At 61.6% G+C, this 14,207-nt stretch carries 14 protein-coding genes; 1 reads left to right on the forward strand and 13 read right to left on the reverse strand.

Annotated features, from left to right (window positions below):
* Positions 1 to 9 precede the first annotated feature (9 nt).
* From B552_RS0118385 to B552_RS0118420, 8 genes are all read right to left on the reverse strand, one after another.
* Positions 10 to 285: an EscU/YscU/HrcU family type III secretion system export apparatus switch protein gene (locus B552_RS0118385; protein WP_019450519.1), complete on the reverse strand. Its 276-nt coding sequence runs from the start codon at positions 283 to 285 to the stop codon at positions 10 to 12.
* A complete protein-coding gene (locus B552_RS0118390) occupies positions 282 to 1,637 on the reverse strand; it encodes a flagellar hook-length control protein FliK (protein WP_019450520.1) in 1,356 nt (451 codons plus the stop codon). Before B552_RS0118390 ends, B552_RS0118385 begins: the two co-directional genes overlap by 4 nt.
* Positions 1,638 to 1,718: 81 nt before the next feature.
* Positions 1,719 to 2,066, reverse strand: coding sequence for a flagellar protein FliT (locus B552_RS0118395; protein WP_019450521.1), 348 nt, complete (start codon positions 2,064 to 2,066; stop codon positions 1,719 to 1,721).
* Positions 2,067 to 2,084: 18 nt separating this feature from the next.
* Complete coding sequence (gene fliS / locus B552_RS0118400; RefSeq protein WP_019450522.1) at positions 2,085 to 2,516, reverse strand: flagellar export chaperone FliS; 432 nt, start codon at positions 2,514 to 2,516, stop codon at positions 2,085 to 2,087.
* 24 nt (positions 2,517 to 2,540) lie between these two features.
* A complete protein-coding gene (gene fliD / locus B552_RS0118405; protein ID WP_019450523.1) occupies positions 2,541 to 4,046 on the reverse strand; it encodes a flagellar filament capping protein FliD in 1,506 nt (501 codons plus the stop codon).
* A gap of 41 nt (positions 4,047 to 4,087) precedes the next feature.
* Positions 4,088 to 4,468, reverse strand: a complete 381-nt coding sequence (locus tag B552_RS0118410) for a flagellar protein FlaG (protein ID WP_019450524.1) — start codon at positions 4,466 to 4,468, stop codon at positions 4,088 to 4,090.
* 119 nt (positions 4,469 to 4,587) lie between these two features.
* A complete protein-coding gene (locus tag B552_RS0118415; protein ID WP_019450525.1) occupies positions 4,588 to 5,784 on the reverse strand; it encodes a flagellin FliC in 1,197 nt (398 codons plus the stop codon).
* A gap of 259 nt (positions 5,785 to 6,043) precedes the next feature.
* Positions 6,044 to 6,364, reverse strand: coding sequence for an RNA chaperone Hfq (locus tag B552_RS0118420; RefSeq protein WP_019450526.1), 321 nt, complete (start codon positions 6,362 to 6,364; stop codon positions 6,044 to 6,046).
* Between the two features lie 931 nt (positions 6,365 to 7,295).
* On the opposite strand from B552_RS0118420, the gene B552_RS0118425 reads away from it, so the two are divergent.
* Complete coding sequence (locus B552_RS0118425) at positions 7,296 to 9,293, forward strand: methyl-accepting chemotaxis protein (RefSeq protein ID WP_280949278.1); 1,998 nt, start codon at positions 7,296 to 7,298, stop codon at positions 9,291 to 9,293.
* Between the two features lie 114 nt (positions 9,294 to 9,407).
* Here B552_RS0118425 and B552_RS0118430 read toward each other — a convergent pair whose 3' ends face one another.
* The 5 genes from B552_RS0118430 to B552_RS0118450 are packed head-to-tail and all read right to left on the reverse strand — an operon-like array spanning position 9,408 to position 13,738.
* A complete protein-coding gene (locus B552_RS0118430; protein ID WP_026035795.1) occupies positions 9,408 to 10,061 on the reverse strand; it encodes a hypothetical protein in 654 nt (217 codons plus the stop codon).
* Positions 10,048 to 10,866 (reverse strand): NAD(P)-dependent oxidoreductase, encoded by an 819-nt coding sequence (locus B552_RS27685; RefSeq protein ID WP_019450529.1) that lies wholly within the window; start codon positions 10,864 to 10,866, stop codon positions 10,048 to 10,050. The genes B552_RS0118430 and B552_RS27685 overlap by 14 nt, the downstream gene beginning before the upstream one ends.
* A gap of 5 nt (positions 10,867 to 10,871) precedes the next feature.
* Positions 10,872 to 11,936, reverse strand: a complete 1,065-nt coding sequence (locus B552_RS0118440; RefSeq protein ID WP_019450530.1) for an FkbM family methyltransferase — start codon at positions 11,934 to 11,936, stop codon at positions 10,872 to 10,874.
* 12 nt (positions 11,937 to 11,948) lie between these two features.
* Entirely contained in the window at positions 11,949 to 12,503 is a 555-nt protein-coding gene (gene rfbC, locus B552_RS0118445) for a dTDP-4-dehydrorhamnose 3,5-epimerase (RefSeq protein WP_019450531.1), read from the reverse strand.
* On the reverse strand, positions 12,500 to 13,738 hold the full coding sequence (locus tag B552_RS0118450; RefSeq protein ID WP_019450532.1) for a class I SAM-dependent methyltransferase: 1,239 nt from the start codon (positions 13,736 to 13,738) through the stop codon (positions 12,500 to 12,502). The genes rfbC and B552_RS0118450 overlap by 4 nt, the downstream gene beginning before the upstream one ends.
* Positions 13,739 to 14,207: the final 469 nt, after the last annotated feature.

A 14,207-nucleotide genomic window follows, 5' to 3' on the forward strand; every position in this document is an offset into this window, starting at 1 on the left:
CCGGCTGGATCAGGCCCGGTTGGAGGCGCCGTCCTCGATCTGGTGCAGCCACGCCAGCAGTTGCGCCACCGCCAGGTAAAGCTGCGGCGGAATCTGGGAATCCATGTCCACCTGCATCAGCAGGTTGACCAGCGCCGGCGAGTTGTGGACGTAGACGCCGGCCTCCTGCGCGCGCGCGACGATCGAATCGGCGGTTACGCCATAGCCCTTGGCCACCACGCGCGGAGCCCTTTCGCCTTCTTCGTATGACAGCGCCACCGCGGCGCCGCGCGACGTGTCGTTCATGATGACGCTCCTGCTTCCAGCGGCGCCGTGTCGGCACGTGCCGTGATCTGACCCACAACGAAACCGCTTGCGGCAAGCCGGCCATGCAGGTCGGGGATGGCGGCATTGAGCCGCGAGACCGTGTCGTCCAGCGGCGCATTGACGCGCACATCGAGCGTGGTGGGGGACAAAGTCAGGTTGGCTTCGACGACGCCGATGCCGGGCATCTGCACGACAATCCGCGTGGTCCAGTTGCGTGCGCGTGCCTGCGCACCGGAGCCATCCTCGTCGGCGCGTTCCGGTGAAACCTCCCACGACATCTGCGTACCAGCCCACGCTTCGCCCTGCCAGCGAAACTGCTGGGCGGCCAGTAGCTCGAGCTGCTGGCGCATCAGGCCTTCGGTAGCAGGATGCACAACCGGCCCCTGTGGTTGCGGTGCGGCAGCTGTGTCTGGCGGGGAAGCGTGCGATGGCAGCAGTGGCGCGCGTGGCGGATCGCCGGCATGGGCGACATCGGCGTAGGACTGCGCCGCATGCAGCGATTGTGTGCGCGCGCCGTCAGGCCCGGGAATCGGGTCGCCCACGGTGATCGTGCGCGTAGCCGGCGGGTGGCGACCGAACGACGAAGCATCGGCCTGCCGATTGGCCATTGGGCCGGTGCCGCCACCAGTCTGCGCGGCACCCTGCGTGGGGTTGCCGGCGCGGCCAGTCAGGGCCGCATCCGCGTCTGGCGCATCGGACAGGCCCGTGCGGGCAGCCGCCAGCAACGCGGTGTGCGCCGTGTCGGCGGCATCGCGTGGAGAGTAGGGCAGCGCCAGAAGCTGATGCAGTGGTTCGTCGGCTGCTGTCGGGAGTGTGGCGCCGGGATTGCCCGGCGTGGGCCGTGCAAGCTGGGCCTGCGGCTCACGCGCGATGTCCTTGAGCGTACGCGCTCCGCTCACCCATTCGGCGAGATGCGCTTCGTAGAACATGCCGCTCTGATCGAGCAGCGTTGCAAGCTTCGTGGCCAGCAGTGGCGCCGATTGCATTTCCGTGCGCGTGGCCAGCGGTGATGCCGAAGCCAGCGGCGCGGCTTCGCCGTCGGCATTCGCAAACAGATCGAGAATCGTGCGCGCGGCGGAACTCAGCGTCTCGCGCGTGGAGCCGGGCGTGGCGGTGGCGCCATTGCCGGCCGAGGCATCGCCTGGTCGAGCGCCGGGCACGCGGCCAGTGCTGCCGAGATTGGTGCTGGTATCGCGTGAGCTGGTTTCGGCCGTGTCCTGGACCGGCATCAGCGCCGCCAGTTTGTCGACGGCCAGTGCAGTCCTTTGCGTCAGCAGGTCGCTACGGGCGAGCTGGCCTGCATCGGTCTGGGAATGAATGGGTATGGACATGGAACGGGCCGCGACAGGGAGCGTTGGCGAAGCGCGACGAGCAACTACTTTAGCGAGGCGCCATCAAGATGATGGCGCCTGTCAGGCCGAAACGCCGTAGGCCTCGTTTACGTCGCGGCGGCGGCGCGCGTTGCCGATCAGCGTGCCGAGCTGTTCAAGCTGAGGCATCACCAGGTCGCGGATCGCGGCATCGTGCGCCAGCAGCTTGGCCAGCAGCGCCTGGCGCTGCATGCGCTCCTGCAGCGACGCGGGTGCTTGCCCATCCTTGAGGCGGAGCGTTTCGACCTGCGCCACGTAGACGCGCTGGACTTCGGTCATCGCGTCCCAGTTGCCATGACGGGCGGCTTCGAGCATTTGCTCGGAGAGCAGCACGAGTTCCTCGTAGATCTGGACGATCGAGGGTGTGGCTGGCATGTTGGAGTATGTCATCGCAGTTTCCGATGGAAATCAGCCGTTGGCGGCCATCGGCTGCAGCGCAGCCGCTTCGCTGGACGCCGGGTTGGCGATCTGCGCCCAGGCACTCGACAAATCCTGTAGCAGGGTGTCCACCTGATCGAGCAGCGCCACGTCGTTGTTCAGGTTTGCCAGCATGAGCTGGCGCGACATGAAATCGTAGAGCCGTTCGAGGTCGGCGGAAATTTCGCCGCCTGCCGTGTGGTCGAGCACGGCGCGCAGGCCGTTGTCGATGATGCTCATCGACATCGAGATGGCCTTGCCCTTTGCGGGGATATCGCCTGCCGCCATGTGGAACTTGGCGCGGGCGATGGCCGCGCGCGCACCGTCGTACAGCATGACGATCAGCTGGTGCGGGCTGGCACTCATGGCTCCGGTTTCGACACCGACCTGGGCGTAGGCATTGACAGCCTTGCGGGCGAACATGATGACTCCTGCTGGTAACGGGCTTTACTTCTTGCTGCTGCTGGTGCTGTTCATGGCGTCGAACTGCTGTGTCAGGTACGTGCTGGTGCTCTGCATCTGCGACATGAGCACGTCCAACTGCTGGAACTGCGTCCGATAGTTCGCGATGGTAGTGTTGATTTGCGTCTGGGTCGCAGTGTACTGGTTCCCGAGATCCTTGAGGGTACTGTTGATGCCGGCTGTTGCAGTCGTTAGCGCGCCAGTGCTGCTGGTCAGGTTCTTGACCAGCGTGCTGATCTGGTTGCCGTAACCACTTGTACCGTCGGTATTGCCGAACAGGCTGGCTACTGCGCCCGTATTGTTGTTCAGCGCCGTGGTCAGCTTGGAGGTGTCCAGCGCCATCGTGCCGTCGTTCTGGAACGAAATGCCGACCTGGGTCAGGTTGGTGAACGCATTGCCGGTTTGCGGCGTGTTAAGCACGTTACGCAGCTGGGACTGGATCACGCGCAGCGTAGTGTCGCCCGTCAGCGGCGACCCCGTCTGCGTGCTCGGGTCATAGGCGGACAGCGAGGCGGCCGTGCTCTGGAGGTTGTTGTAGGCCGTGACGAAGGCCTGCACACCGGTCACGATCGAGTTTGTATCGCGCTGGACCGTCACGTTGCTCGTGCCCGTCTGCGCCAGGTTCATCGTCACGCCGGCCACTGCACCGGTCACCGTGTTGGTGCCGCTCTGGATGGCGATGTTGTTGACCGTCAACTGGGCGTTCTGGGCCTGGACGGTCTGCTGCATGTTCTGCGTGCCGGCCGGGTCGTAGGCTACGAGGTTCGAAAGTGCCGAACCGCCGTCCGTTTCGTTGACCGACAGGCGCACGCTGTTGGTGGCGCCTGTGTTGTTCGAGTTGATCACCAGACGGTAGGGCGTGCCCGATCCATCGTTGATGATGCTCGCGGTTACGCCGGCATTGGCCTTGTTGATCGCGTCGGCAACGCCCTGCAGCGTGTTGTTGCTGCTGTCGATGCTGATGTCGACGCCGGTGCTGCCGCTGTTGGCCGTGAACGTGGCGCCTGTGTATTTGCCGTAAGTCGCGCTGGACGTGTTGGTGTCAAGCGTGCCACCGGTGATCGAACCGAAATCGATATGGACCGTGCCGGTACCGAGCGCCGTGGACTGGCTGGACTGCCCCTTCGAGACGATCGACTGTGCCTGCGCCAGTTGCGTGACGTTGACGGCATAGGTGCCCGTGGCCGCCGTATTGCTGCCCGTCGCGCTCAGCACAGAAGTGCTGCTTGAGTTGGCGGTGGTTGCCTGAAAGAAGGACGGGTTGGCAAGCTGGTTGGCCGATGCCTGGAATGCTCCCAGCATGCTCTGCAACTGACCGTACGCGGACAGCTTGGTCTGATAGCTCTGCTGCTGTTGCGTGATTGCCGTGAGCGGGATCTGTTCGGACTGGGTGAGCTGGTCGAGCAGGGAGCTCAGGTCAAGGCCGGAACCAACGCCGAGGTTGGAGATCAGGCCGGTGTTCGAAGAGGTCGTGCTGGAGGTCGTAGTCATGACTTGCTTTCCGGGAGAGCGCTACTTCTTGTTCGTACGATTCAGGCCGTCTGATGGACGAGCAGGCCCTTGAGTTGCGCCATTGCGTCTGCGATACGCATGACTTCCTCATTGGGAATCTGGCGGATGACCTCGCCGCTGGCATTGTCGACGATCTTGGTCACGACCTTGTTGGTCGCGTGGTCGATCTCGAACTGCACGCTGACCGACGTGGTGCGCAGCGCTTCGGCGACCTTCTTGAGTGCGGTGTCAATGCGGGTGCGCTCCGCACGATCGGCAGCGGCCGGCGTGGCGGATGCGGTGGCATCGGGCGTTTGGAAAGCGTCCGCGGGCGTGGCGGCTACGCGCATGCCGGGTTGCTGCAAGGGCAGGCCGGTCACTGCGGACACTACGCCGGACGATGGAGCCGCTTGGGTTGCCATGATCGTCGTTACTCAGTCATCTCGAAATGTTTTCCCAGGACCTGGATCCTGGGGAAACACTCCGGTGCACAAGAAAGCCGGACACGGGGTCCGGCCTTCCTGTTACGCGGGGGTGCGTATTACTTCAGCAGCGACAGCACGCCCTGCGACGTCTGGTTCGCTTGAGCCAGCACCGAGGTACCAGCTTGCTGCAGGATGTTCGCGCGGGTCATGTTCGACACTTCCGTTGCGTAGTCAGCGTCCTGAATGCGCGAGCGCGACGACGACAGGTTGGTCACGGTCGTGCCCAGGTTCGAGATCGTCGAAGCCAGACGGTTCTGGATAGCACCCAGCGAGCTGCGCAGGCTGTCAACGGTCGACAGGGCGCTGTCGATCGTGGCCAGCGGGTTGGCCGAAGCGCTGCTCAGCAGGTTGGTAGCCGTCACCTTGGACGTGTCGAGGCTGAACGAAGCCGTTGCGCCAGACGTGCTGGTCGTCGAGTTCGGGCTCACTGCCACGTAGTAGGTCATCGGAGCGCCGGACGTGGCGTTGCTCATGCCCTCGTTCTTGAGCGCCTGGGCTTCGGTGGCGTTTGCCGGCGTAACCGTGACTTGAGCGAACCAGTTGCCGTTGGCGTCGACCATGGTGTTGCCGCCGATGGCCACGCTGCCCGAGCCGATGCCCAGAGTGGTGGACAGCGTATTGGCGGTCGCTTCCGTAACCGACGACGAGGTGAACGTGGTGGAGCTACCGAAGACCTTCTGGAAGTCAGCGGCGGCGGCGCTGTGCAGGGCGCCTTGCGGGCCGTTCACGTTGAAGCTGGTCAGGCCCAGGGTCTTCGTGCTGATTTCTTGCAGGTTCACCGAGATGGTCTGGCCGTCTTGGGCGCCAACCTGGATGTTCACCGGCTTGGTCGTCGACGACAGCACCTTCACGCCGTTGAAGTCGGTTTGAGCCGACAGACGGTCGATTTCAGCCATACGCTGCGTGATTTCGTCCTGGATCGACTTCAGGTCCGAAGCGGTGTTCGTGCCGTTGGCGGCTTGCACCGACAGGTCACGGATACGTTGCAGGTTGTTCGTGACTTCGGTCAGCGCGCCTTCGGTCGTCTGAGCCAGCGAGATGCCGTCGTTGGCGTTGCGCTGGGCTTGCGTCAGGCCGTTGATGTTCGACGTCATGCGGTTCGCAATTGCCAGGCCGGCTGCGTCGTCCTTTGCGCTGTTGATGCGCAGGCCCGACGACAGGCGCTGGATCGCCGTGTTCAGCGACGACTGCGAGTTGTTCAGGTTGTTCTGAGTCATCAGAGACAACGAGTTGGTGTTAATGACCATCGACATGGTGCGACTCCTATTTGCAATTTGTTAGGCATTCCGGCGGTTGCCGTAACGTCGGCTGCCTGCGTTGCAGGGCGTAGAGTGCCTCCGTTGCAAAGGTTATCGACCGGGCACTGGGAGACTTTAGAGTGATCTTTGCGGGAGTTGCGCGCAGAGTTGCGCGCGGAGTTGCGGGCGCAGTGTCATCCCGGTTATGCGCGCGAGCCCCCTATATATGGAGGCTCGGAGAGAGCAGCGGCGCGCCTGCAACCGGCCGGCTGGCTCAGCGGCGCTTGCGCGTGCGCGGAGTATAAAGACGCACGAAATCGGGCGATGTCTCGGCATCGAGCAAGGCCGTGGTGATATCGGGCGCGTGCGCGGGCGTCACCACTGTGATGGCGCGCTTGTATATCAGCGTGGGCGTCGGATCCTCCGCGGTCTGGCCGAGCAGGATCATGTAGTCGTCCGACGCCAGGACGACGCCGGTCAAATTCGTGCCGTTGGATAAATGGACAATGACTGCGTTGCGGCTTGCGCTGAGTGCGGCGTATTGCAGATGCTGCAGTTTCCTGCCGGGTCGGGGGGGCTTTTTTTCCTTCTTCACAACTTCTCCGGAAGAGCCCGCAAGGGTTCTGGCGGCTGACAACGGTCCGATCACCACGCAAACCGATAGACGGCGTCGCACTAAAAGTGACGTCTGGCGCGGCCCAATCGTGGTGCGGTTTGAAACATTCGTTCTCGGAGCCGGCGCAAGGGCTGGCCATCCTGATTGCAGCAAGCGGGTATTTCACGAAAGTGAATAATGCTGCCCAACTGCCGCGCTCAATCGGCGCTGCCAGGAGAGAAGGGGAATACTTCAGGCGGGAGAGTAACAAAGTTTTACAAGCGTTGACGAAGCGGCTGCTTGTCTGGGGCTAGAGTCATTACTCTACTGAAGAAATTGATGTAGGCGTTGGACTGGTGTAGCGGGTTGTGATGCGCCATTGCCTGCCGATTCATGCTTGCCCGCCAAGCCGCGTGGGGTAAAGCTTTGCGGGAATCGGTCGACAACTGGCGTTAAGGAGAAATTTGATTCATGGATCACTTTTGATAGATGTGTGATCCATTGGATACATCCCGCTTACACCCGCTATCAGTGTTATCCCTGATAGAAGCCTGATTTACACCTCATGTAAGCAGGGTTTATATTAGCTCGTCGGACCGGGTACAGCCGGTCCTTCAAAGCAGTCCTGAGAAGCCCACGAGCACCCCGCGCGTGGGCTTTTTTTTGTGCTCACGCAGTCTGGCCGACTTTCGGTCTGCTGCCGTTTGTCTGGTCATCAGTACATTTCGATTGCACGGGATGGATTAGAAGCCATCCGTTGCGCCGTCAATCCACCGAATACTGGTGGTTTTTCCCCTCAATTCATTTGCATGCTCAAGTCCAGCCGCCCGGCTGCCGTTAGGGGGCCGTGCGATGCCCGGTGCCGGGCGATCGGCGCTCGTACGAACAACGGACCGAAAGAGAAAGGTACAGAGTGATGGGCTTGCGAAAAATGGGAATCGGGGCGCGGTTGACCCTGGCATTCAGTCTCGTTGTATTCCTGCTGGCCGCCGTCGCCGCTGTCGGGGTGTCGGCGCTGGGCAGCATGAACGAGGCCATGCACCGGGGCGTGGAGCAACGGCTGCTGCGGGTGATCGGCCTGAACCATGCCAAGGAGCAGGTGCTGGCGATTGGCCTGATGGTGCGCGACTCGGCGCTGACGGAAGACCCCGCGCTGGCGACGCAGAACGCAGGGAAGATCGCCAGGATTCGCGACGAGATCAGCGCAACGCTGGAGCCGACCGGCAAGATCCTGATGGGGTCCGGCAAGCCCGAGTGGAAGGCGATGTTCGAGCAGCTCACGCAGGCGCGTTCGGCCTACAACGGTCAGCTCGATCTGGTGATGAAGCAACTGGCGGCTGGGGAATACGATGGCGCCCGCGCGGGACTGACCGCCACGCTGCCGCCGTCGCAGGCTGCCTATTTCGAGAAGCTCGATACCATCGCCGAACTGGCCCGGAAGCTGGCCACCGACTCGGCGGAGCAGGCTTCCGCGCAGTACGAGACGACGCGCAACCTGCTGATCGGTCTCGCGGCACTGGCGGCGATCATTGCCGCATCGCTCGGTATCCGCATGACGCGTTCCGTGACGCGGCCGGCCAAACAGGCGCTGGATGCGGCCGAAGCGCTGGAGCAGGGTCAGCTCGGCCATGAGATCCAGGTGCGCAGCCACGACGAGATGGGCCGCATGCTTGGCGCACTGGGGCGTGCCTTTGGCCAGCTTGGCACACTCGTACGCGGCATTCAGCACGCGGCCGGGTCCATCGACACCGCCGCCCGCGAGATCGCCAGCGGCAATTCCGACCTGTCCCAGCGTACCGAGGAGCAGGCTGCATCGCTGGAGCAGACCGCCGCGTCGATGGAGCAGCTGACATCGACGGTGCGCCAGAACGCGGAGAACGCCCGCCAGGCCAACCAGCTCGCGGCGAATGCATCGGAAGTGGCCACCGAAGGCGGCCGCGTGGTACGCAGCGTGGTGGATACGATGGACGGCATCACGAAGTCGTCGGCGCGCGTGGCAGAGATCATCGGCGTCATCGAAGGCATTGCATTCCAGACCAATATTCTTGCGCTGAACGCCGCCGTGGAAGCGGCGCGCGCCGGCGAGCAGGGCCGCGGCTTCAGCGTGGTGGCGGCGGAGGTGCGCAGCCTGGCACAACGCTCGTCGTCGGCCGCCAAGGAAATCGGCGAGCTGATCAACGGCTCGGTCCGCCAGGTGCAGGAAGGCGCAAAGCAGGTGGAAGTGGCCGGCAAGACCATGGATGACATCGTCGGCGCCGTGCGCCGCGTGACGGACATCATGGGCGAGATCACCGCCGCCAGCGAGGAACAGACGGCCGGCATCGAGCAGGTGAGCCTGGCCATCACGCAGATGGAGACGGTGACGCAGCAGAACGCCGCGCTTGTGGAGCAGGCGAGCGCGGCTGCGGATAGCCTGATGCAGCAGGCCAGCGGGCTTGTGGCGGAGGTTGCGCGCTTCGATCTGGGCCAGCAACGCCAGTTCGACGTGCAGCCGGCGCAGCCGGTGCAATTCGAGCAACCGGCGCGATTGATGCAACCCGCACAGCCAGTGCGAAAGCTTCCCGCTCCGTCGGCGCCCCGGTTGGCCGCCGCTGCCCCGAAATCCGCAACTCCGAAATCCGCAACTCCGAAAGCCGTACCCCCGAAGCCTGCAACCCCGAAGGCCGCAACCGTGGCGGCGCAGCGTGGCGCCCGCCCGTCGCGCGCGCCCGCGGTGCCGGCGGCGGTACGCCCGCCTGTTGCCCGCAAGACAGAGGCCGCTCCGGTGCTGTCGCGGCAGCCGGCCACGCCACCCAAGGCCCGCGCGCCGATCACGAATCAGCGCAAGGAGCCCGTGCTGGCCACGCCCGCCCGCCGCCGTGCCATGCCTGCCGCTGCCCCCGTGCCCGCTGTGGCCGCCGTGGCCGATGGCGACTGGGAAACGTTCTGAACATCAGAGGCCCCGCGCGGGCGTGCCGTTGCGCGCGGGGGGATTTGCGGTCTTGGCAAAGGCCTCCGGGTTGGGGGGCTGCGGCCCGCTATCGCATTGGGGCGTTTGAGTGGATCAGACTCGGAAGATATCTTCCAGCACTGCACGCTTCACTGTCTTGAAGACGAGGCTTCCCGACTCGCCGGGATAGGCGACGCAGTTTCCGGGCGTGTCGCGATTGATGACACCAGTTCCTTGAGAGAGGATGGTGTTTGCGCCTACATTGCTTCGTCCGATGATTGCGGTGTTCGGATACATCACAACCCCATCTCCGATGACCGGCGCAATGCCGTGGTTCTTTCCGACGGTGGAGTTCTGATACAGCACGAAATAGTTTCCGTACGTGGCCTTGGCCAGCACGATCCCCACGGAGTGGCCAATGAAGAATACTTCTGGCATTTCGATCTCATAGAAGAGATCGATGGCGTTCAAGGCCTTGTTAAGGCAGAACAGGCGCGTCGGCACATTGGCGTCGCATTCGTGACGCCATATCGTGTTCGCGAGGTAATACAGGTAGATGCAGTACTGGCTTGAATTGAGGTAGTTGAAACGGCCCGGCGCCCACATTCGCACGGCACTTATGCAGCGATCGGTGCGATGGAGCGCTTCATCCATATGACGAGCGACGTGCGTGCGAACGAGTTCGTTTCTTCCATCAGGGAAGAAGGATGCAACCTGCGCGCAGGTGTAGTCGATCAGGCTTTGTCGAGTGTGGTCAATCAGTTCCATTCCACCTCAGCGTATTCAGATAGGTGTTGACGACATCGCGTACAGGGCGTGGTGCCTGCCATAGCGCGGTCAGTCGGCTGATATCGCATTGCGAGACTGATTGACGCGGCAGCTCGCGGGAGAAGCTGATCGACCAGCCGCAACGATTGAAGACCTCAGCCAATTCGCCATTGGAAACGTTCTCGCCGCTTGCGAGGTTCACGATTCCGCTTGTCGCACAGTCCGACATTGCCCGCAGGCCCGCAACGACATCGTCGAGATGAATGTAGTCGCGCACGTAGCCGGTGCTTGAATCGAGGTGAATGATTCTCTCGGTGGCCGAACGCTGCAGCCATTCGGAGAGATAACCTGGCGCCCCGGCACTTGAGTCGTAGACACAGGCAAGCCGCGCGACTGCGGTGCGATTTCCTGCGACGGTCAGGCACAGGTTCTCGCCCAATGCTTTTGAAAGATCGTACAGGTGGCGCGGATTCGCTGGATTCAGTTCGAGGCTGCTCTGCTCCTGTCCGCCTTTGGCACCGAGACTGTCGTAGAGGCGGGTTGAGGACAGGTAAGTCAAGTGCGAAAAACGGGCCTCGCGCAAGACGCCGGCAAGTAGGCCGACGTGCGCTTCAACCGTATCGAACGGGCGCACCGCAAAGTCGGCGGTCAGCCCGATGCAGTAGATGACCTGTCCGAGGTCGCGTGCGAAAACGTCGGGTTCGCCGCGCGCGGGCGCATAGACCTCATGCCCGTCAGCGCGCAGCGATGCAACGAGACGACTGCCGACAAAGCCGGAAGCGCCGAGTATCGTGTAAAGCGACATCGCGCTTAGAGGCCGCCGATAGGGTGATGAAGTGCCGGATCCTTATGGCGCAGCAGCTTGGGGCTGACGCCTCTGAGGATGGAATAGTCCGGCGAATCGAACAGGCTCTCGTCCTTGACCGCTACCATGTTGAAGCCATGGGCCGGGCCCTCAAGATAGACGGAATCGGCCGGAATCAGTTCTACCGGCTTGTGTGACATGGCGAAGTTGGAATTGAAGTCCCGAACCGCAAAGACCTTGTACCCACGGTCGCTCAGCAACCTGACGATGGGGGTGTTCTCCAGACCATTGCTCCAGTCAACATAGTGTCTATGGACTTCGAACACGACGTTCGGTGCTTCACCGGCAGGGCGCTCCAGGAAAGCTTGTGCGCCTTGCAGTGCGCGCAGTTCGGCACCTTCGATGTCGAGCATGATGAGATCCAGCTTCTGCACACTGATCGCACTCAGATAATCCTGAATGGACACCGTCTGGAAGCCATCATCACCGCCTTCGTTCGCTACTTCCGGGTGCGCGAAGGAGTCGAAGCCGACCAGCTTCAGGGTCGTGGAACTGTTGTCCCACAGGCCTTCGGAGCGCGGCACGATGTTCGTAAGTTTGTTCAGCCCGGCATTGTGCATGAGCATGCGACGCTGATCGTTGTTGGGCTCGAACGCGTGGACGACGCCACCATTGCCGGCGACCTGCTTTGCGATCAACACTGCCTGGTCGCCGAAGTAAGCGCCGCCAATGACAACCTGTTTCGCTCGCCTGGCGAGGTCGACTAGAAGGCGCGAGGTTTGCGGTTCCCACGCATGATCAGGCTTGGCCGGCTCCGACATTACGAAATCGCGCGCGATCTTCGAGCGATAGAGGAAGTCCAGTTGTGTGCCGTCAGCCAGTTCCTTGCGTACGATCCGATCATCATCGTGAAGGGCATCGATCAATGGGCCCGTGACTTCCTCGCGAACGTCGATGCCAGGCGTGACGACTTTTTTTTCGAATGCCAGTATCTGCGAAATGAATTCGGCACGCCACGCAGGATCTTCCGCGATCTTGGTCAGTGCTGCCAGGAGGTTTTCGTGAGCCATGCTTGTAGTCTCTCAGGTCTGCATATGTCTAAAACTATCGGAAAGCAGGGGATACTTCCGGTCCCTGTCGGAGATCACTCTATTTGCGCATCCGGGCCATTCGATGCCCAGTGTCGGATCGTCCCAGCGCAAGCCGCGCGACGATGGTCCGTGAAACCGCGTCGTCATCGCGTACAACACCTCCGTTTCGGGCAGAAGCGTTTGAAATCCGTGTGCCACACCCTGTGGGACATAGAGTTGCCGATGATTTTTCGCAGAGAGATCGACACCGTACCAGCGCCCGAACATCGGCGATTCATCTCGTAGATCGACTATCACGTCAAAGACCGCCCCGCGTGTCACGCGCACCAGCTTTTCCTCGGAATTGGGCGAAATCTGGTAATGCATGCCTCGCAAGGTTCCGGCGCGCGGATTCCATGAAACGCTCTGCTGCACGAACCGAGGATTGAGCCCGGATTGTGAGAACGCATCGAAGCAGAACGTCCTTGCAAAGAATCCGCGCTCGTCCTCGATCGGTTCAACATCGATCACAAAGGCGCCCGGTACTGTTGTGGCGGTGAACTTCAATCGATTACCTCGACCGAAGGGATGGGTACTACAAACCGGCCACCCCAATTGCGGATGTCGGCCATCTGTTGCATGACCTCATCCTTGATGTTCCACGGGAGAATGAGAACGTAGTCCGCACGTTCTTCAAAGATCGCTTCAGGATGCCGTACAGGAATGCGCGATCCGGGCAGAAGCTGCCCCTGCTTGATGGGATTCCTGTCCACTACGAAGTCGATGAAGTCGGTACCAATGCCGCAGAAGTTCAGAAGAGTATTGCCCTTTGCCGCTGCGCCATAGGCGACGATCCGCTTGCCTGCTCGCTTCGCCTGGATCAGGAAGTCGAGCAGGGCGCGTTTTGTCTCGCGCACCTTTTCTCCAAAATCGGCATAGGTCTGCAGATTTTTTAGCCCCGCTACGCTTTCCATTTCCAGGCATTCAGCTACTGCAGGGCTCTCGGTATGCGAAGCAGCTTGATGGCAGGCATACACGCGCAGACTGCCACCGTGGGTCGGAAGATGCTCGACATCGAAGAAGCGCAATCCGGCGCGCTTGAAAATCGGAACCAGCGCCGTCAGCGAGAGATATGAGTAGTGCTCGTGATAGAGCGTGTCGAACTGGGTCTGCTCGATCAGGTTCAGCAGGTGCGGGAATTCGAGCGTGATTGCGCCTTCCGGTTTCAGCACCAATGGCATGCCACCAACGAATTCGTTGATGTCCGGGACGTGTGCCAATACGTTGTTGCCGAGCAGGAGGTCGACTTTTCCACCTTCCGAGACAAGCTGATTCGCTGTATCGCGATTAAAAAAGAGCTCGAGGCTCTCGACACCAAGCTTTCGGGCCGCGGCTGCGGTATTTGCAGTCGGCTCTACACCGACACAAGGGATGCCGGCCTGCACAAAGTACTGCAGCAGGTAGCCGTCATTACTTGCGATTTCGACCACCCTGCTGGACTTGTTCAGTTCGAAACGCGGGATGATGGTCTCCACGTAACGCTTGGCGTGCGCCAGCCATGACGTGGAGAACGAAGAAAAGTACACGTAATCTTCGTGAAAGTGCGTCTCTGCGCGAGCTACATCGGGTAACTGTACCAGCCAGCACTGCGCGCATACGAAAGCGTGCAGCGGGTGGAAAAGCTCGCCGTGCGCCAAATCTTCAGGCTTGACAAATGCATTCGAGATCGGCGAGAGCCCGAGGTCTGCAAAGGTATGCGTCAGTGGCGTGCCGCAGGAGCGGCAGGTGCGAGTGTCATTCATGATCAATTGCTATCGTGTCAACCGGGTTAGGAATGACAGGTCCGGCGTATGCGCATCTTTGGCTTCGATCGGCCCGTCCTCAGGGATGGCGGTGGCCTACTCCCCCTCAACAGCTTTCCATGCGCTCCGGGAGCCTTTTTTGAGCGGTTCCAATGCTGGCACTGGAGCAATCGGAATGAAGCCTCGAACAGAGGGGGATTTTGGCGCCAGCTTTTGAGTAGTAGATGTGGTTCAACGCTCGGCAGACGACAGGCGGTTGTATGCAGGTATGCGGGACCGTTTGACGCCCATTCGGGTGAGTTGTTGATAACTGTGGTGGCATCCCCCGGGCTAGCTTGTTGCGAATCAGGCACATTAATGCCGTGGCTGAAAGCAAGCCGACAAGCAAGGTTTGAAGCGCTCGCATAAAATGGCGGCTCTTCTCGATGACAAGAGCAGACAAGCCCGCCCGGCCGATCGTCCGGCCGAC

This window comes from Cupriavidus sp. BIS7 (assembly GCF_000292345.1).
Classification (GTDB): domain Bacteria; phylum Pseudomonadota; class Gammaproteobacteria; order Burkholderiales; family Burkholderiaceae; genus Cupriavidus.